The 18,161-nt window shown below is 63.6% G+C and carries 17 protein-coding genes; 6 read left to right on the top strand and 11 right to left on the bottom strand.

Annotated features, from left to right (window positions below):
* The first annotated feature begins 77 nt into the window (after window positions 1-77).
* Window positions 78-365, top strand: coding sequence for a hypothetical protein (locus ACN9MU_RS13335; RefSeq protein ID WP_055934583.1), 288 nt, complete (start codon window positions 78-80; stop codon window positions 363-365).
* Between the two features lie 67 nt (window positions 366-432).
* Here the strand turns inward: ACN9MU_RS13335 and ACN9MU_RS13330 are convergent, their stop codons facing one another.
* From ACN9MU_RS13330 to ACN9MU_RS13300, 7 genes are all read right to left on the bottom strand, one after another.
* Entirely contained in the window at window positions 433-984 is a 552-nt protein-coding gene (locus tag ACN9MU_RS13330; protein WP_426171243.1) for a TetR/AcrR family transcriptional regulator, read from the bottom strand.
* 2 nt (window positions 985-986) lie between these two features.
* Window positions 987-1,457 carry a DUF1348 family protein gene (locus ACN9MU_RS13325; RefSeq protein ID WP_426344712.1) on the bottom strand — a complete coding sequence of 157 codons (471 nt, stop codon included), beginning with the start codon at window positions 1,455-1,457 and terminating at the stop codon, window positions 987-989.
* A 71-nt stretch (window positions 1,458-1,528) separates the two neighbouring features.
* Window positions 1,529-2,284: a GNAT family N-acetyltransferase gene (locus ACN9MU_RS13320; protein ID WP_426171239.1), complete on the bottom strand. Its 756-nt coding sequence runs from the start codon at window positions 2,282-2,284 to the stop codon at window positions 1,529-1,531.
* Window positions 2,285-2,367: 83 nt separating this feature from the next.
* Window positions 2,368-2,880, bottom strand: coding sequence for a hypothetical protein (locus ACN9MU_RS13315; RefSeq protein WP_426322892.1), 513 nt, complete (start codon window positions 2,878-2,880; stop codon window positions 2,368-2,370).
* Between the two features lie 42 nt (window positions 2,881-2,922).
* The gene (locus ACN9MU_RS13310; protein WP_426344884.1) at window positions 2,923-4,377 is read right to left on the bottom strand and encodes a Ppx/GppA phosphatase family protein; all 1,455 of its coding nucleotides are present in this window, start codon (window positions 4,375-4,377) and stop codon (window positions 2,923-2,925) included.
* A 65-nt stretch (window positions 4,378-4,442) separates the two neighbouring features.
* Complete coding sequence (locus tag ACN9MU_RS13305) at window positions 4,443-5,612, bottom strand: GGDEF domain-containing protein (RefSeq protein ID WP_426322890.1); 1,170 nt, start codon at window positions 5,610-5,612, stop codon at window positions 4,443-4,445.
* A 21-nt stretch (window positions 5,613-5,633) separates the two neighbouring features.
* Window positions 5,634-5,909 (bottom strand): hypothetical protein, encoded by a 276-nt coding sequence (locus tag ACN9MU_RS13300; RefSeq protein WP_426171234.1) that lies wholly within the window; start codon window positions 5,907-5,909, stop codon window positions 5,634-5,636.
* 154 nt (window positions 5,910-6,063) lie between these two features.
* Here ACN9MU_RS13300 and ACN9MU_RS13295 point away from each other — a divergent pair, with 154 nt between their 5' ends.
* From ACN9MU_RS13295 to ACN9MU_RS13285, 3 genes are all read left to right on the top strand, one after another.
* The gene (locus ACN9MU_RS13295) at window positions 6,064-6,837 is read left to right on the top strand and encodes a transferase spermidine synthase (RefSeq protein ID WP_426322888.1); all 774 of its coding nucleotides are present in this window, start codon (window positions 6,064-6,066) and stop codon (window positions 6,835-6,837) included.
* Window positions 6,838-6,898: 61 nt separating this feature from the next.
* A complete protein-coding gene (locus tag ACN9MU_RS13290) occupies window positions 6,899-9,769 on the top strand; it encodes a bifunctional diguanylate cyclase/phosphodiesterase (RefSeq protein WP_426322886.1) in 2,871 nt (956 codons plus the stop codon).
* Window positions 9,770-9,788: 19 nt separating this feature from the next.
* Window positions 9,789-9,980 carry a hypothetical protein gene (locus ACN9MU_RS13285; protein WP_426171229.1) on the top strand — a complete coding sequence of 64 codons (192 nt, stop codon included), beginning with the start codon at window positions 9,789-9,791 and terminating at the stop codon, window positions 9,978-9,980.
* 60 nt (window positions 9,981-10,040) lie between these two features.
* Here ACN9MU_RS13285 and ACN9MU_RS13280 read toward each other — a convergent pair whose 3' ends face one another.
* A complete protein-coding gene (locus ACN9MU_RS13280; protein WP_426171228.1) occupies window positions 10,041-10,523 on the bottom strand; it encodes an acyl-CoA thioesterase in 483 nt (160 codons plus the stop codon).
* A 28-nt stretch (window positions 10,524-10,551) separates the two neighbouring features.
* Window positions 10,552-13,449: a CheR family methyltransferase gene (locus tag ACN9MU_RS13275; RefSeq protein WP_426344711.1), complete on the bottom strand. Its 2,898-nt coding sequence runs from the start codon at window positions 13,447-13,449 to the stop codon at window positions 10,552-10,554.
* Window positions 13,450-13,547: 98 nt separating this feature from the next.
* Between ACN9MU_RS13275 and ACN9MU_RS13270 the strand changes: the two genes are divergently transcribed.
* Window positions 13,548-14,864 (top strand): M16 family metallopeptidase, encoded by a 1,317-nt coding sequence (locus ACN9MU_RS13270; protein WP_426322881.1) that lies wholly within the window; start codon window positions 13,548-13,550, stop codon window positions 14,862-14,864.
* Window positions 14,865-14,867: 3 nt separating this feature from the next.
* A complete protein-coding gene (locus ACN9MU_RS13265) occupies window positions 14,868-16,253 on the top strand; it encodes a M16 family metallopeptidase (protein ID WP_426344710.1) in 1,386 nt (461 codons plus the stop codon).
* 82 nt (window positions 16,254-16,335) lie between these two features.
* Here ACN9MU_RS13265 and ACN9MU_RS13260 read toward each other — a convergent pair whose 3' ends face one another.
* Both ACN9MU_RS13260 and ACN9MU_RS13255 read right to left on the bottom strand, forming a co-directional pair.
* Window positions 16,336-17,451: a hypothetical protein gene (locus ACN9MU_RS13260; protein ID WP_426344709.1), complete on the bottom strand. Its 1,116-nt coding sequence runs from the start codon at window positions 17,449-17,451 to the stop codon at window positions 16,336-16,338.
* On the bottom strand, window positions 17,448-18,158 hold the full coding sequence (locus ACN9MU_RS13255) for an outer membrane lipoprotein-sorting protein (RefSeq protein ID WP_426344708.1): 711 nt from the start codon (window positions 18,156-18,158) through the stop codon (window positions 17,448-17,450). Before ACN9MU_RS13255 ends, ACN9MU_RS13260 begins: the two co-directional genes overlap by 4 nt.
* Between the last annotated feature and the right edge of the window lie 3 nt (window positions 18,159-18,161).

Genomic DNA, 18,161 nt, shown 5'->3' with positions numbered 1-18,161 from the left:
TAACTTGCTTCGTTATCAATACAAGATGCAAGCCTGCTTTTTCTATCCACGTAGTTAACAACGTCAAGGAGGAGCAAATGAGCGTCAGGCAGAAGAAACTCGAACTAATCGAGGCAATGAACAGGGCGCGCGCGCTGGAGCCATCCAGTTTCGTACCAAATAAACTGCTCGACACGCTAATCGAGAAGATGCACCTGAAGAATGATGCGGAACTCTGCAGGGTGCTGGAAGTGCAACCGCCTATTATCAGCAAGATCCGTCACCGCAAGCTCGCAGTCGGGGCCACCATCCTGCTGCGCATGCATGAGAAATCCGAGCTCTCTATCCGTGAGCTCAAAGAGCTGTCGAATGCCTCAGTACACTGAGCTCGGTTCACACTGAGATAGATGCCAGGCGCCGGCATCGCATTCACCGGCGCCATTTCAGGCTGTTCTACAGCCTTTCCCGCAAGCGCTTCAACGCCGCCCTAAACGTCGCCGGCCTGTTGAACGCGCGAGCCAGCACCAGCGCCCCCTGTATGCCGCCCACGACTTCTTCCGCCAGCGCCGTGGCCTCTTTGCCTTTACGCCCGCTGCGCACCAGCGCTGCCGCCAGCGCCTCGATCCACTCTTCGAAGTAGTCGCGCACAGCTTCGGCAAAGCGGTCGCGCTCATTGCCAAGCGCGAACACGCCCACCAGGCACACACGTTGTCCGGACAGGAAATAGCGCTCCACCTCCGCAAACATGGCGGCGATGCCCTGCCCTGCATCTGCGCTCTCGCGCAGCGGTTCGAAGACGTGCAGGCGGAACCACTGGTCGATTTCCTCCAGCACGGCCGCGGCCATCTCGTCCTTCCCACCTGGGAAGAAGTGATAGATGCTGCCCTTGCCCAGCTTCGTCCCCTCGGTGATGCGGGACAGGCTGGAGCCTTCAAAGCCATAGGTGCGGAACACTTCCGCCACCAGGGGGATGACGTCTTCCCGTTCTGCGACAACGCGTGCCATGCTTACAGCCCCAACTCGGTCAGGCCGGGATGATCGTCAGGCCTCGGCCCGCTGCGATCCCAGAAGAACTTGCGTTCTTCAGGCTTGATCGGGTGCTCGTTGATGCTGGCGTGGCGGTGGTGCATCAAGCCGTTTTCGTCGAACTCCCAGTTTTCATTGCCGTAGGCGCGGTACCACTGGCCCGAGTCATCATGGTATTCGTAGGCAAAGCGCACGCCGATGCGGTTGCCGTCATGGGCCCACAATTCCTTGATCAGGCGGTATTCCAGTTCGCGCGCCCACTTGCGTTTCAGCAGGGCGACAATGGCGGCGCGGCCTTGCGCGAACTCGCTGCGATTGCGCCACCAGCTGTCTTCCGTATAGGCGAGGGAGACCTTTTCCGGGTCGCGGGTATTCCAGCCGTTTTCGGCCAGGCGGACTTTTTCGATGGCGCTTTCGCGGGTGAAGGGTGGTACAGGTGGTCGGACCGACATGGTTTTATCCTTTCAAATGTACCGATCGGATCACAATTTACCGATCGGTACAGAAAGAATAGCACGTTTTTTCAAACGTTGTAGTGGCGGGCGTAGCGGCCGTCCAGGTTCGCCAGCGGCATCATCACGAACAGGTCGGCGCTTTCGAAATCAGGATCCCAGGCCGGTGCGCCGCAAATCCAGGCGCCGGAGCGCAGGTAGCCTTTCAGCAGGGCCGGCACCTGGGCCGCGCGTGCCGACTCCACCTTCTCCACCGGAAAAGGCAGGTGCGGCGTGACGCGGTATTCCATTGGCGCCATGTGCTTCTCGCGCAGTTGCTGGTACACGGCAACTGCATTGTGGCCGCCGTCGGCGAGGCTGATGCTGGCGCAGCCGATCAGGTATTCGCACTGGTGGCGGCGCATGTATTCGGCCAGGCCGGACCACAGCAGCATGATCACGCTGCCGCCACGGTAATCCGGGTGGATGCAGGCGCGGCCAGCTTCTACAATGCGGCTGCGCAGGTGCTTCAGGCGACCGAGGTCGAACTCGTTTTCGGAGTAGTGGCGGCCCAGTTTGCGGGCGCCGGCGGGGTTCAGCAGGCGGTAGGTGCCTACTACTTTCAGGGTGGCGGTGTCGCGCACGATCAGGTGGTCGCAGGCGGCGTCGAATTCGTCGCAATCCAGGCCATCCGGCGTCGCCAGGGCGGTCAGGCCCTGGTTTTCGATGAAGACTTTATAGCGCAGGCGTTGGACTTCGCGCACCTCTTCCGGGGTGGCTGCCATGCTCAATGCCAGTCGCGGGGTGGAAACCCGCTGTTCGGCGGTAGCAATCGTCGTAGTTTGCATGCTTCGTCCTTTCTGTAGTGACGAAGCCAGTTTGCTGCGCTATTGCTGCACGAACATGACAACTCCATGTCAGTAATATGACATCAAGCCTTCTTCGGACGGCCGGTCTTCAGCTGCGGCAGGGAGGCCAGGACTTCCCTGAGCGTGGCCATGTCCAGGCGGCTGATCAGGGCGACGCCAATGCGCAACAGCTCGGATTTTTTGACTTCCACGCCGTTTTTCAGGCAGGTCTTCTTGACCTGGCCCAGCACCGCGTATTCGGATTCCGGCATGGTGAAGCTGTCGCGCACCAGTTTTTCCTTGTGCTGCTTGGCTGGTTTTTCGGCCTTGGCTACTTTGGCCGGCTTGGCGGCTGGCGCCGGGGCTGGAGCGGGCTTGAGGGCGGCTGCGCGCTTCACGGCAGGCTTGGCGGCAGCCTTCGAGGCCGGTTTGGCGGCGGCGGGCTTGGTTGCCGCCGGCCTGGTTGCAGCCTTGACTGGCGCCGGCTTGGCGGCTGCGGCGGCCTTCGCGGCGGCTGGCGCGCGCTTGGCGGCGGGTTTGGCCGTGGTCCTGATTGCCGGCTTGGCGGCAGGGGCTTTCGCTTTGGTTGCGTTCATGGATACTCCATTATTGAATAATATAAACAGTATATACGATTATTACGCAACGGCACGAACACTGAAGTCAACCCCGATTTCATCCCAGAACTCCTGCTCCTTCTCCATCCAGTAGGACAGGGTCGGATGGCTGGTAACGCAGTCGCGCTTCAATTCCAGGTCAATGCGGTTCTTCATGCGCAAGCGCACGGCGCGATCGTCGACCTCGATGCGGCAGTGCATGAACACGATGGCCAGGCGCAAAGCCACGACAGCCTTGGCGAAATCGCTGTCGGTCAGGTGCTCGCTGACCTTGCGCAGGTTGCCCTTCTGGGCCAGGACCAGGCGCCCCATCAGCTTTTGATCGCGGGTAGTGAAGCCCGGCAAGTCGGCGTTCTCGATCATGTAGGCCGAGTGCTTGTGGTAGCCGGTTTGCGATACCACCAGCCCTACTTCGTGCAACTGGGCGCCCCAGGACAGGTGGCGCAGCAAGGCATCGCTGGCGGGCTTCATCTGCTGGAAGAGGATGGTTGCCGCCTCCGACACGCGAACGCCGCGTTCCGATTCGATATGGAAGCGCGCCAGGAACTCGCCTACCGATTCGTCGCGCCGGTCGCGGCGGGTCGAGCGCAGGTACAGGTCCCACATCACCCCCATGCGCAGGCCAGCATCGATCGGCTCCAGCTTTTCGATGCCCAGCTCCTGCACTACCGCAATCAGGATTGCCAGCCCGCCGATGACGGTGCTGGCGCGGTCCGGCCGCAGGCCCGGCATGTCGATCTTCGACACCTGGCCGAATTCAATGAAGCGCTTGCGCACTGCATTCAGGGCGGCCAGGGTGATGCCCTCGCCCAGTTTGTTCTTTTCGATGATCTCGCCGATGGCGCGGATGGTGCCGGAGGAGCCATAAGCCCGCTTCCAGTACTCCGGATGATAAGGCGGTGCGCCATCCTCGAAATGCGAGCGCGCCGACAGCACGGCTGCTTCGAAGGAGCGCGCATCGACGCGGCCGCCGACGAAGAAGGACAGGCTCTGCTTGACGCTGCCCACGCTGAACGACTCCACGCGCTCGATATCGAGCCCGCGGCCGAGAATGAGTTCGGTCGAACCGCCGCCGATGTCCACCACCAGCCGGCTCTCGTTCGGCTGGCCCAGCGCATTGGCCACGCCCATGTAGATCAGCCGCCCCTCCTCCTCGCCGGAAATGATCTCGATCGGGTAGCCGATGGCCTGCTCCAGCTGCGGCAGGAAATCCGCTGCATTGCGCGCCTGGCGCAGGATGGCGGTGGCAACCACGCGCACGCCGTCGAACTGGTAGGCGGCAAGCGCCACGCGGAAGTTCTTCAGGCAGATCAGCGCCCGCTGCAGGGCTTCGTCGGTGAGGTTGCCGGCGGCATCCAGGCCGGCGGCAAGGCGGATCGGCTCGCGCATGCTGTTAAGCACGCGGATCTTGCCTCCATCGTGCTGGCCGATGGAGAGTCGAAAACTGTTGGAGCCCAGGTCCACTGCGGCGTACATCGAGGAATCCATTTATATCGTTTATAACGAAAATGGTAGCACAGTACGCCGTCAGTGTTACGCTGTCATGACAATGCCTCCAGGGATTGCGGTTCCGGCGGCTGCGCCACCTGGTTTTCGCCGCGCAGTTTCGCCGCCTGCAATGCTTCGTCGGCGCGCTTGAACAGGCTGACCGTGCTGTCGTCGGCACGGATGGTGGTGACGCCCATGCTGGCGGTCAGCTTGATAATCGCACGCTCGGTCTTTACCGGCGTCGCCTCGATGGCGCGGCGGATGCGCTCGGCCACCAGCATGGCGGCCTCCTGCTCGGTACGCGGCAGCTGGATGGCGAATTCGGCGCCGCCCAGGCGGCCCATCAGGTCCGAATCGCGCAATTGCTTCTTGCAGGTCTCCACCATGGATTTCAGGGCAGCGTCGCCCGCCGCGTGGCCGTAGCTGTCGTTGACGCGCTTGAACTGGTCCAGCGCCAGGATGATCATGGCAGTCGGCTGGCCGGGGCGGCGCGCCAGCGCCATCCACGGCGCCAGCGCCTGGTAAAAGCCGCGCCGGTTCGGCACGTCCGTCAGGGCATCGGTGGTTTCCAGGCGGGCCAGGTCCATCTGCAGCTTTTCGCGCGACAGCAGCAGGTAGCCGAAAGCGTTCACCAGCATCATCAGGTAGAAGCCGCCGAAGCCGAACAGCTGCATCGCATTGGCGCTGATCCAGGACAGGCCTTCAGGGTAAGCCGCCGCCAGCAGGCCGCGCCCGACGATCACCAGCGCCAGCACGAACATGGCGACCACCAGGTACCGGCGCAGCATGCTGCCGCCGCGCCAGGCGCGCGCCAGCGCCAGCACGCCGGCAAGGAAGAAGAAACCGACGAACAGCGAACCCACAGAAATGCGGATCGCCGGCGAGGTATCCAGGATGTGGAAGGCCAGCAGCGTGCCGACTGCCAGCGACAGCGCCGGGTACAGGATGTTGCGCCAGCGCGGCCGGCCCACGCCTTCCCACAGGGCGCCGGCATCGAGCGCGAAGCCGGCCAGCAGCAGCGTATTGGCCAGCGGCCCGGCCAGCAGTTCCGGCACCACGCCGCGGAAATACAGCAGGATCCAGCCCACGGCCTGGCACTGCTTCGCGATGGCCCAGGTGGACAGGGTCAGCGACTTCTTGTTCTCGTACTCGAAGAAAAACAGCGCTGCACACAGGCTGAGATTGCCCAGCGCCAGGGCGAGAACCAGGGTTTTGATATCCATTGCTTGGCGGACGGGCCGCGATCAGACTTCGTGTTCGACGTTGCTGCTGCCGTCGCCGATCTTGCTGGCCCAGGCTTTGGAAAAGAACTCTTTTTCGTCTTCGGTCGGCGCGTCGTGCCAGAACACGATCAGCGTGCCTTTATGGTCATGCAGCTGGCTGACCTTTTCGATGAACTGCTGCTTGCCGGCGTGGTCGGCCAGTGCGGCCACGTAACCATACACGCGGGTCAGGCGCTCGATGCGATCCGGCTCGGTAAAACTGTTGGTCGCTGTAATGGTTGGATGGTCTAAGAACATTTATCGTCTCCAAGCTGCCTATGTTGGCAATGTACCTATAAAAGTTGCCGATGTAAACGCGAGCGCCCAAACGCAGTGCTCATCCGGTACACTGGGGTCGAAACCGGAGCCCGGCAGCTTAGCAGATCATCACGGCTCGTAACAAGTTGACAAAATGACTTCCATCCCCGACCACCACCGTCCCCTGGTTCGCCACCGGCGCGGTCGCTTGTCGCTGGAATTCACGCCCGGCGAAGTGCAAAGCCAGATGGATCCGGCCGATCCTGACGCGCTGGTGCTGGCCTACGCCCGGGCCATGATGTGCTTTGTCCTGTTCAAGCCCAACCCGGAGCATATCGTGATGGTGGGCCTGGGTGGCGGCTCGCTGGCCAAATTCTGCCATCGTTACCTGCCCCGCACCCGCATTACCGTGCTCGAATTGCGCGCCGACGTCATCGCCCTGCGCGAACGCTTTGCCATCCCGCCGGACAGCGAGCGCTTCCGCGTCATCCATTGCGATGCCGCCAGCTACATGAAGGAATTGAAGGACAGCGCCGACGTGCTGCTGGTGGACGGCTTCGATGCCGACGGCTTGCCGAATGCCCTGGCGAGCGAGCACTTCTACGCCGACTGCCGGCGCGCCTTGCGGCCGGACGGCGTGCTGGCGGCCAATGTGTTCAGCTATGACCCCAAGTACCGCAGCGTGCTGGTGCGCCTGTCCAATGCCTTCCATGACCGCATCTGCCAGTTCACTGGCATCGCCGGCAACAACCACATCCTGTTTGCGATTCGTCCAGGACGCGCGCCCGGTGCGCTGGCCAGCACCATGCAGCGCCGCGTGGCCGCCTGGGGCAGCCCAACGCCCGGGCTTGGCTTTGGCCTGGCCAATCGACTGTTGGCAATTTACACCGTTGCCCGCCTGCGCAAGGGAGATTTGACGGGAAATTAATGGGTATTGCCCCAAAGCCATGAGAATTGTGACAAACTACATTTTTTATGCAAGGGACACCATGGCAGGTCGGCGCAGGAGACTATCGCACTACGGTGCAGCCGCACTCACGCTCGGCGCAGGCCTGGCGGCCACTGCCGTTCTTTTCGTCTCCGTCAGCGCCCTGGAATTCGGCAAGATGGAACTGGGCTTCCAGCAGCGCGCCAATGCCCGCATGACCGCCATCGAGCGCGGACTGGCCGATGCCGAAGAAGTACTGAATGTCATCAATGAACTGTTCCGCACCGTGCAACCGGTGAGCCGTGAACAATTCCACACCTTCTCGGCACCGCTGCTGCAGCGCTACCCTTTCATCCAGGCCTTCAACTACCACCGTGTGCTGACGCAAGCCGAGCGCCCGGTTTTCGAAGCCTCCATGCAAGCGCGCTTCCCCGGCTTCCAGATCACCGAGCTTTCTGCCGAAGGCAAGACCGTGCCCGCTCCGGAACGGCCTTATTACAACGTGGTTGAATACCTGGAGCCGATGCGCGGCAACGAGCCTGCACTGGGCCTGAATACCGGCAACAACGTGCATGTGCGCGGCGCCATCGACCGCATCCTGCACAACGGCCGCCCCTCCGCCACCGAGCAGCTGCAACTGGCACAGGACCCGGCCCAGCACAACAGCTTCATCATGATCATGCCGGTGTACCGCCCCGGCATGCCGACCGGCACGCGCGACGAGCGCCATGCGGCCTGGGTTGGCGATACGGCAGCCGTGATCCGCACGCCGCACCTGGTGCATACCATCCTGCAGCAGAACGGCTTGCTGGACGACGCAAGCCTGGGCCTGAGCGTGTACGCCGGCGACCCGTCTGAGAACGGCACCCTGGCCTACCGCCACGGCCCGTTGCCGGCGGACCGCAAGCAGCACTGGCTGCATCGCTGGCTGGACTTCGATTACCACGGCAGCGAAATGCGCAGCTTCGACGTGCTGGGCCGCACCTGGCATATCCGCAGCGACGACTTGCCGCGCCCCTTCCTGGCCGACCATCTTGGCTCGCTCGGCACCTTGCTTGGCGGCCTGCTGTTCAGCGCCCTGGCTGCGGCTTTCGTGCACACCCTGGTGCAACGCTCGCGCCGCGTGCAATGGCTGGTCGATGCCCGCACCGCCGACCTGCAGCGCTCCAACCAGCGCCTGGCCGAAGACGTCGCTTCGCGCAAGCGCACCGAACGCGCGCTGCAGGAATCCGAGCACCGCTTCCGCCGCCTGCTGGCCCTGTCCTCCGACTGGTACTGGGAACAGGACACGCAGTTCCGCTTCACCCATATCACCGGCGGCTTCTTCGAAAAAGGCCATGTGGCGAAGGAGAATTTCCTCGGCCGCACCCGTTGGGAATGCACGCCGGAGCTGTATACCAGCAGCGCCGGCCGCGACCACATCAACAAGGTACAGGCCCGCCTGCCCTTCTCGAATTTCGAGTACGCCATCGTCGGCCATGACGGCGCGACGCGCTGGTTCAACACCAGCGGCGAGCCGGTGTACGACGCGCAGGGCGAATTCAAGGGCTACCGCGGCACCGGCAGCGAGATCACGGAGCGCAAGGAAGCCGAGCAGCGCATCCAGCACATCGCCCACCACGACGTGCTGACCGGCCTGCCCAACCGCGTACTGCTGCAAGACCGCCTGCAGCAAGCCATCGCCTACGCCAACCGCAGCGGCCTGCCGATGTGGGTCGTGCTGATCGACCTGGACCGCTTCAAGTTCGTCAACGACAGCCTGGGACACAAGGCCGGCGACCAGCTGCTGCAGACCGTGGCGAGCCGCCTGCAATCGAGCGTGCGCGAGAGCGATACCGTGGCGCGCCTGTCGGGCGACGAATTCGTGGCGATCCTGAGCCAGTACCCGGACGAGCAACTGTCGCCGGCCATCATCGACCGGGTGATGAAGGCCCTGGCGCAGCCGGTGCTCCTGGAAGGCAAGGAATTCTTCGTCACCTGCTCCATCGGCGTGGCGGTCTACGATGCCGGCGGCACGCCGGCGCAGAACCTGATCGAGCACGCCGACATCGCGATGTACTCGGCCAAGAAGCTGGGCCGCAACACCTACCAGTTCTACCAGCCGGCAATGAACGACGAGGCACAAGAGCGCCTGCGCATCGAGAGCGCCCTGCGCAATGCCCTGGAGCGCGATGAATTCGTGCTGCATTACCAGCCGCAGGTGGACCTGGCCTCCGGCGCGATCGTCGGCATGGAAGCCCTGCTGCGCTGGCAGCATCCGGAACTGGGCATGGTGCCGCCGGCACGCTTCATCAGCCTGGCCGAGGAAACCGGCCTGATCGTGCCGATCGGCGCCTGGGTGCTGCGCACGGCCTGCCAGCAGGCGCGTACGCTGCGCGATGCCGGCTTCAGGGACTTGCGCATGGCGGTCAACCTGTCGGCGCGCCAGTTCGCGCAGCCGGAGCTGGTGTCCACCATCGCCGCTGCGCTGGAGCAATCCGGCCTGCCGCCTTCCGCGCTGGAACTGGAACTGACCGAAAGCCTGTTCATGCACGACGTGGCGCAAGGCGTGAACCTGCTGCACGAACTGAAATCACTGGGCGTGGCGCTGTCGATCGACGATTTCGGCACCGGCTATTCCAGCCTGTCCTACCTGCGCAATTTCCCGATCGACGTGCTGAAGATCGACCGTTCCTTCGTCAACGACATCGCCACCGACGCCGACGATGCGGCCATCGTGGTGTCGGTGATCGCCCTGGCGCACAACCTTGAGTTGCGCGTGATTGCGGAAGGGGTAGAATCTGAAGAGCAGCTTGAGTTCCTGCGCCGCCATGGCTGCGACGAGATCCAGGGTTTTCATTTCAGCCGTCCTGTGGACGCATCGGCCATGCGCCAGATGTTGCAGGAAGGCAAGCACCTAGCCAGCGCGGCGCCCCGCCGACTGCGAGCCTGAGGAGATAAGGAGAGTGGACATGAACAGCGTAGACCTGCACCGGCAGCAAGTGCGCACCGACCACCGGACGCGCGACATCATCAACCAGGCCGTCGCCGCCCTGCCCGAAGTGGGCTTGCGCCGCGCCGCCGAATTCCTGTTCGCGATGGGCGTGCCGCAGCCGATTGCGCTGCGCACGCTGGTCTACCCGACCCACCGCCGCGCGCTCTAGGCCAGATTGGACGGGTCTGACCCAAGGGCCAGACCCGCCTGGTTTTACTGTCGCTTTTAATTAAGCCTGTTTGGCCGCGCCCGCCACTTGCTGGCGCGCGGCCTTGCGCAGCTTTGCCTTTTCCCAGCGCGCGATCTGTTCCGGCGTCTGCGGCACCAGCGGCGGCACCGCCTGCGGCTTGCGGTCCTGGCTCACCGCCACCATCGTGAAGTAGCAGCTGTTCGCATGGCGCACCAGGCGCTTCTGGATGTCTTCCGCCACGACGCGGATGCCCACTTCCATCGAACTGGTGCCGGTGTAGTTGACCGAGGCCAGGAAAGTGACCAGTTCACCGACATGGATAGGCTGCAGGAACATCACCTGGTCCACCGACAGCGTCACCACATAGCTGCCCGAATAGCGGCTGGCGCAGGCATAGGCCACGCCGTCCAGCAGCTTGAGGATGGCGCCGCCGTGCACATTCCCAGAGAAGTTTGCCATGTCAGGCGTCATCAAGACCGTCATCGACAGCTCGTGCGCCGACCAGTGCATCGTATTTTCCATCGCTATTGCCACGGGTAGTTATAGATGGCTATATGCTACCCGATGGCGCGAGCATGCGCTCATCGATGTCGATGATGCAGCCAGTCCATTTGCGCACGTTGCCCTGCTCGTCCAGCAAAGGGTTGGCCAGCACGCTGGCCCGGCTCCAGCCGCCGCCGGCATCTTCCAGCCGGACTTCGGCTTCGCGGCTGCCGCCAGTGCGCACCGCCTCGCGCCACATGGCCAGGGCGCGGGCTCGGTCATCGGGATGGATAGCCGCGAGCCAGGCTTCGCCATCCTTGCCGCTGGCATCGGCCTCCCAGCACACTTTGGCGATCCCGCGCAGCAAGTCGCGCAGGCGGGTTTCGCTGGCGCACAAGGCGGCCTGCGAACGGGCACGCTCGAATTCAACACCGATGCGGGCCACCGCCTCGGAAAACAAGGTAATGTCCGTCGCGCTCCATTCGCGCGCAGCCGCCTGGCAGGCAAGGAAGAAGCCCAGCCACTGCTCGCCCTTGCGGCAGGCGGTCGCCAGCAAGGCGCCGCGCCCCCCGGCCAGTTCGGCCAGGCCGCCGGCGCAGGCGCGCGACAGGTCCGCCTCCACCGCTGTCTCGCCGGCGCGCCAGCAGGCCAGTGCCTGCTGGCCCAGGTCCTCCACCTCGCCTTCGCCGTGCAGCGCTGGCACGCCGGCCGCGTGGCCCGGCAGCACGGCATAGCGACCGGACTGGATCCTGGCGAAGGCCAGCTGCGGCACCGCTAGCCGTTCGCCCAGCAAGCGGCAGCCCAGCGCCAGCACCTGCATCGGGTCCGACTGGGGACGCAGGATGTCGCCCAACTGCAGCAGGAATTCCTGGTCGCTGGCCAGGGCGCGCGCCACATCCTCCGCCGCGCGGCGGAGGCTGATGTCGAAGAAAGTCATTACTGCGCCGGCGATGACGTCTTCCCCGGTGCGGTAAGGCCGCATCCGCACAATGTAGTGATTGCCGTCGGTCGCGGCCACTTCCCGCTCCAGCGGCTGCAGGCTGCCAAAAGTGGCGGCCACGTCCTCCTTGAGCTGGGGATAATCGAGGCGATTCGTAATGTCCAGCAGGCTGCGCCCCACGTCGCGTGGGATCAGGTTGAAGATGCCGGCAGCGCGCGGGGTAAAGCGCTTGACCGTCAGGTCGGGGCCGACAAAGATGGTGGCCAGGTCGACCGAAGCGATCAGGTTGGCCAGGTCGTCGTGGGCCCGGCCGCTATCGTCAAGCCGCGCCTTGAGCTCGGCGTTGACGGTGGATAGCTCCTCGTTGTGCGACTGCAGTTCTTCGCAGCCGCTTTCCGCTAGCGAAAGCCGGTCGCGCAACTCGTCCAGCGACAGATGCAGCGGAAGCGCGGCGCCGGCGCCATTTGGCACGTGAGCAAAGCTGACGCGGTGCTGCAAAGGCGGTAACGGCGGTTCGACAGCGGCAAGCACCTCGCCGCCTGGTTCCGTCACCGGCGCGAGCTTCTTGATGACGCGCGCGCGGTATATCCGGTGCGTGCGGTCAAGCGGTGAAAACAGTTCCGGCACGCCCCCCGCCGTTTCAGCACTGCCGAGAAAGAGCATGCCGCCGCGGCCCAGGCTCAAGTGGAAACGCTGCAGCACATGCCTCTGCATCGCGCGGTCGAGATAGATCATGAAGTTGCGGCAGCTCACCAGGTCAAGGTCGGAAAATGGCGGATCGCGCAGCAGGTTATGGCTGGCGAAAGTGATCAGTTCGCGCAAGGGCTGGCGCACGCGGTATTGCTTGCCGGAGCGTACAAAATAGCGCTCCAGGCTCTCCTGCGGCACCTCGTCCTGGATCGTTGCCGGATACAGGCCGGCACGCGCCACACCCAGCGCCTGTTCATCGATATCGGAAGCAAAAATGTGGATGCGCGGCGGATCGCTCATATTGCGCGCCGCGTCAGCCAGCAGCATGGCCAAGGAATACGCCTCCTGTCCGGTCGAACAGGCAGCAGCCCAGGCCCGGAACTCGCCTTTGGTGCGCGCCTCCAGCACGGCCGGCTGCACCGTCTCGCGCAACTTCTCAAATGCCTGCCGGTCGCGGAAGAAACCGGTCACGCCAATCAGCAGGTCTTTCATCAGCCTGCGCGCTTCGTCGCCATCATTGGCCATCAGCGTGCGATAGGCCGCCACATTGTGCACCCCATGCAGATGCAGGTGCCGTTCCAGGCGGCGCTGGATGGTCGGCCGCTTGTAATGGCGGAAATCGTGCCCGGTGTGCCGGTGCACCATCTCCAGCACTTCCTGCAAGGCTTGCGCCTCGGTTTCCGCTTCCGTGCCGTCGCCAACCAGTACGGGGCTGGCAGCGGCATTGCACAGCATTAGCAGGCGCGCCGCGATATCGTTGGCCGGCAGGATGATGTCGGCCTGGCTGGCCTTGATGGCCGCCTGCGGCAAGGTGCCGAACTGCGCGTCCTGCGGCAACTGGACGATGGTGCTGCCGCCCTGCTCGCGCAAGGCCGCCAGCCCGCCGCAACCGTCGTGCCCCATGCCCGACAGCAGCACACCAACAGCGCGCTGGCGGTGCGACAAGGCCAATGAATGGAAAAAATAATCGATGGCGCCCAGCGTCGTATGCCCGGCGTTGGCTTCATCGATGAAAAGGTAGCGGTCTTCCACCTTCAGCAGCGTGCCGGGCGCAATGACGTAGATGTGGTTGACCAGCACTTCGGTCGGGTGCTGCGTCACCTGCGACACCGGCAGCTTGCTGAAGCGCTGCAAGGCTTCGGCGCACTGGCTCGGATGGTCCGGCAACAGATGCATGATGACCACGATGGAAAAACCCGGTTGCGCCGGCAGGCCTGGGAGCAAACGTTCCAGCGCCGCCAAGCCGCCCGCCGACGCACCAATCCCGACTAGCGGAAAGGTTACGCTGGCCATGCCCATCTCAGCCTTCAGTGTATTCGGCGCATTCATCGGCATCTCAGCTCCTGGCCCATTCTAGCCCTTCCTGAAAAAATGGCATTTCCCCTATGGATCTAGTACTCTTTCGGCAACTCTGTCATGAAAAGGAAACCCAGATGAGGTTGAAAATGCTGGCAACGGTGCTGGCCTGCGCGGCCGCCTCGCACGCCCAGGCCGCGCTGACGGCCGACCAGGTCAAGACCTTCACGCTCAAGAACGGCATGAAGTTCATCGTGCTGGAAAGCTCGAGCATTCCGAATGCGACCATGTACACCTACTTCAAGGTCGGCTCGCGCAATGAAGCGCCGGGCATTACCGGCCTGTCGCACTTCTTCGAGCACATGATGTTCAACGGCTCGAAGCACTACGGGCCGAAGATGTTCGACCGCACCATGGAAGCCAATGGCGGCTCCAACAACGCCTATACCAATAGCGATGTGACGGTGTACCAGGACTGGTTCCCCGCCTCTTCGCTGGAGACCATCTTCAAGCTGGAAGGCGACCGCATTGGCCACCTCTCGATCGATCCGAAGATGGTGGACAGCGAACGCGGTGTCGTGCTGTCCGAGCGCAGCACCGGCCTGGAAAACTCCAATGTGCAGATGCTGATGCAGGACCTGGACAGCGTCGCCTTCGTGGCCCACCCCTATGCGATTCCCACCATCGGCTGGGAATCGGATATCAAGGCCTGGACCCAGAAGGACCTGGAGAACTACTTCCGCACCTACTATGCGCCGAACAATGCGGTGTCCGTGATCGTCGGCGACGTGAAGGCGGACGAAGTGAAAAAGCTGGCCACCAAATACCTGGGCAGCATTCCGCAACGCGCAGCGCCGCCCGCCGTGCGCACCGTGGAGCCGGAACAGAAAGGCGAACGCCGCCTGTTTGTCGCCAAGCCGTCCGCGACTTCGGCCAACCTGATCGTGGCCTACAAAGTGCCGCAGCGGGCTTCCGCCGACACCTACGCGCTGGACCTGCTGCAATCCGTGCTCACCGAAGGCAAGACGTCGCGCCTGTACAAAGCCCTGGTGGAAACCCAGCTGGCAACCAGCGTCGGCGCCAACAGCAGCGACGGATTCGATCCCGGCCTGCTGTACATCATGACAGTGGCCGCCGCCGGCGTCGAACCGTCCAGGATCGAGAAGGCGATGCTGGAAGCGATCGACAAGGTCGTGAAGGAAGGCGTGAGCGAGGAAGAACTGCAAAAGGTGAAGAATTCCCGCCTGCTGGGCATCTACCGCCTGCAGGAAACCATCAACGGCAAAGCGCAGTTGCTGGGCAATTACGAAGTCTTCAACGGCGACTACAGGAAAGCCTTCAACGCCCCTGCCGCCTACGAAAAGTTGACGACCGCCGACATCCAGGCCGCCGCGGCCAAGTACCTTAAGAAATCGCAGCGCACCATCGGCGTGCTGGCCGCGAAGGAGGACTGATTGATGAAGAAACTGATTTCCATCGCGCTCACCGGCGCAATTGCCGCCTCCGCACAAGGCGCCGAATTCAAGCTGCCCGCGTTTGAAACCGCCAGGCTGCCAAACGGCCTGACCGTCTACCTGATGGAACGCCACGACGTGCCGCTGGTCGCCGTGCGCGCCGTGGTGAAAGCTGGCGCCGTCAACGACGGCACGCAGGCCGGCCTGGCCAACCTGACCGGCGACGGCGTGCTGCTCGGCTCCGCCAGGCATGGCAAGGCCGAAATCGACCAGGCCTTCGACTTCCGCGGCGCCGTCCTGGCAGGTGGCGGCAGCGTCGAGCAATCGACCATCGCCGCCAACTTCGCCCGCAAAGACACCGATACCCTGCTGCCGCTGTTCGCAGAACTGGTGCAGGAGCCAAGCTTCGATGCCGCGGAACTGGACAAGCTGCGTGCGCGCAAGGTCGACGGCTTGAAACAGGCCAAGGAAAGCCCGCGCATGGTGGCCGGCAACTATTACCGCGCCATGCTGTTCGGTCATGCGCCCTACGCCAATCCCCCCTCGGGCACAGTCAACAGCCTGGCGGGGTTGAAGCAGGACGACGTGAAAGCCTTCCACAAGCGCTACTTCCGCCCGGACAACGCAGCGCTGGTGGTGGTCGGCGATTTCGATCCGGCAGAGATGCGCAGGAAAGTCGAAACACTGTTCGGCCAATGGAAAGCCGAAGGCCCCGCCCCGCAACACGCCGATTACGGAGCGGTGAAAGCGGACAAGGCACGCGTCTGGGTGGTGAACAAGTCCGATGCGATCGAGACCACGTTCCTGATCGGCGGCGCCGGCATTGCGCGCAACGACCCCGACTACGTGCCGCTGCAAGTGCTGAACACCGTGCTGGGCGGCCGTTTCACTTCATGGCTCAACGACGAACTGCGCGTGAACTCCGGGCTGACCTACGGCGCCAATTCCGGCTTCAACACGCTGTCGCAAACCGGGACGTTCTCGATCTCCAGCTTCACCGCACTGCCGACGACGGAAGCCGCGCTGGACCTGGCGCTGAAAACCTACGACCGTTTGTGGAGCAAAGGCATCGACAAGGCGACGCTGGATTCCGCCAAGGCCTACGTGAAAGGCCAGTTCCCGCCGCGCTATGAGACCAGCGAACAGCTGGCATCGCTGCTCGGCGACATGTATGCCAACGACGTAGGCCGCAGCCAGATCGACAACTTCATGCAAGACGTCGACAGCCTGACGCCCGAGCGCGCCAGGCAATTGGTAGAGAAGCACTTCCCACGCAAGAACCTGCAGATGGTGCTGATAGGCAAAGCATCCGAGATCGGCAAGATCGCCGCCAAATACGGCGACGTCAGCAACCTCGACATCACCGCCGACGGCTTCCAACCAAAATAAAAGTCGGGGTCAGCTCCGGCAATCTGCCACAAAACGCACATTCGTGCGTTTTGTGGCAGATTGCCGGAGCTGACCCCGACTTTTAAAACGCATGGCGTAACCGTAGTGCCAGCGTTTCCTTTACCGGCGAGAGGGCGCGTTCGCTGCCGTTCTTTCCTTGCTGGCGCATCGCTGACAGCATCAGGTGCGTGCGGGCGCTGAAGGCGTAGTCGGCTTGGCCGTGCCACACCCGGCTGCTGTCGTCCAGCCCCAGGTACATCCCGCCGCCGGCATCCCAGGCGCCTGCTGCTTTCGATATCGTGAGGCTGGCGTAGTGCTGCCTTGCGCCCAGGCTGGGCAGGCGGCTTGCCAGTGTTGCCAGCACATAGGGCGGCAGGCTTGATTGCGCTTGCTGTTGCAGCAATTCGAATTCGCCGTCCGGCATGCCCCGGCCATTGTAGGCGTATTCAAGTTGCAGCTTGGGCTGGGCCGCGGGTGTCAGCACCAGGCCGGCGGTGGCGCGGGTGTAGCGGGCCGCGCCGCCGGCGCGGTAGGCGGAGGCGTACCAGGACAGGGCATCGGCCGGCGCGGCACTGATGGTGGCACCGATGCCGGCATGTTCGCCATGTGCGCGGCGCAGCACCATGCCGGCGCTGACGGCGTCGAATTCGTAGCCGAGTTTGAGGATGGTTTGCACGCGGCCGCCTGCCTCGCGGGCGTGCAGGGCCGCTGCACTGGCGCGCGCGCCGCTCCAGGATAGGACAGCCATCGGGATGCCTTCGGAATTGCCGAGCGTGTCCAGCGGGTCGCTCAGGTCCGTGCGCTTTTGCAGGAAGCCTAGCGGCTGGTTGATGTACGAGGGATCCAGTGCATACAGGCGTTTGCCGAGCGAGAGCGATGCGCCTGCGCCAAGGTCGAGCACGCGGTTCAGTTCCTGCAGCACTGCTTTGCCGCGCATGCCATCGCGCTCCGTATGCAGCGCCTCGGTGCGCAGGCGCCACGTGAAGTCCTGCCGGCGTCCTTCGAACAGTGCGACGGCGCGCGTGCCGCTGCCGGCAATGCCGAGAAAATTGTCGCGATTCAGCGGCGTGTCCTGCAAGATCGTGCGCTCTTGCGCACCCAGAACGAAGCCGCCGGTCCAGTCTTCGCCGGCCGAGGCATCGCCTGGAGCGGCGGCAGCGACGGCCGCCGCCAGCGGCAGGCATTGCAGGCGCTTCATTGCTCCAGCGTGCGCGGGTTGAACATATTGGCGGGGAATTCGGCCGCCCTCACCTTTTCAAACACCACCCGCGTCTCCCCGCCGGGCTGCTGCGGGTCGGCATAGCGCGTGGTCGGCGGCAGGCCTCCATGCGCTGCATCGAAAGTGGCGATCTTCAGCAGCTTGCCGCTGGCGACGTAGAGCATTGCCTTGAGCGGCACATAGCGCCCGTCCTGCCTTGCGGCCAGCAGCTTGATCCTGGCATAGGTGGCCGCTTCGTTGCGGCTGCGCAGTTCGAGCGCGACGCAGGACTTTGCCGGGCAGCCCTCGGTTTCGCCTTCCAGCACGGCGGCGTCGTAATCATGGCTGAAACGGATGCGCGACAGGTCGCCGATATTTGCCTTGCCGAGCAGTGTTTGCAAGGGAGTCAGGCGAATGGCGCGCCGCGTACGTGGCGCATAGAAAAACAGGCCGCTGTCCGTGGTCAGGAATTTCTGGCCGCGCTGGTCGACGCTGGTCGCTTCCACCAGCACCTGGTTGTAATTGGCGCCCCGGATCACATAGGTGCCGGGCTCCTGGCCGTCGCCGGCTTCGATGCGCACGTTCGCTTCAAAGCTGTTGACCGGCATGCGGTACTGGTCTACCTGTTGCAGGATTTCGGTGGCGCCCGGCGGCGATGCTTGTGCCGCACCGGCGCACACCATCAGGATCAGGAATCGTTTCAGCATGGT

The organism is Pseudoduganella sp. R-32 (genome assembly GCF_049913245.1).
In the GTDB taxonomy this organism is placed as follows: domain Bacteria; phylum Pseudomonadota; class Gammaproteobacteria; order Burkholderiales; family Burkholderiaceae_D; genus Rugamonas.
This window is presented reverse-complemented; position numbering and strand designations above follow the sequence as displayed.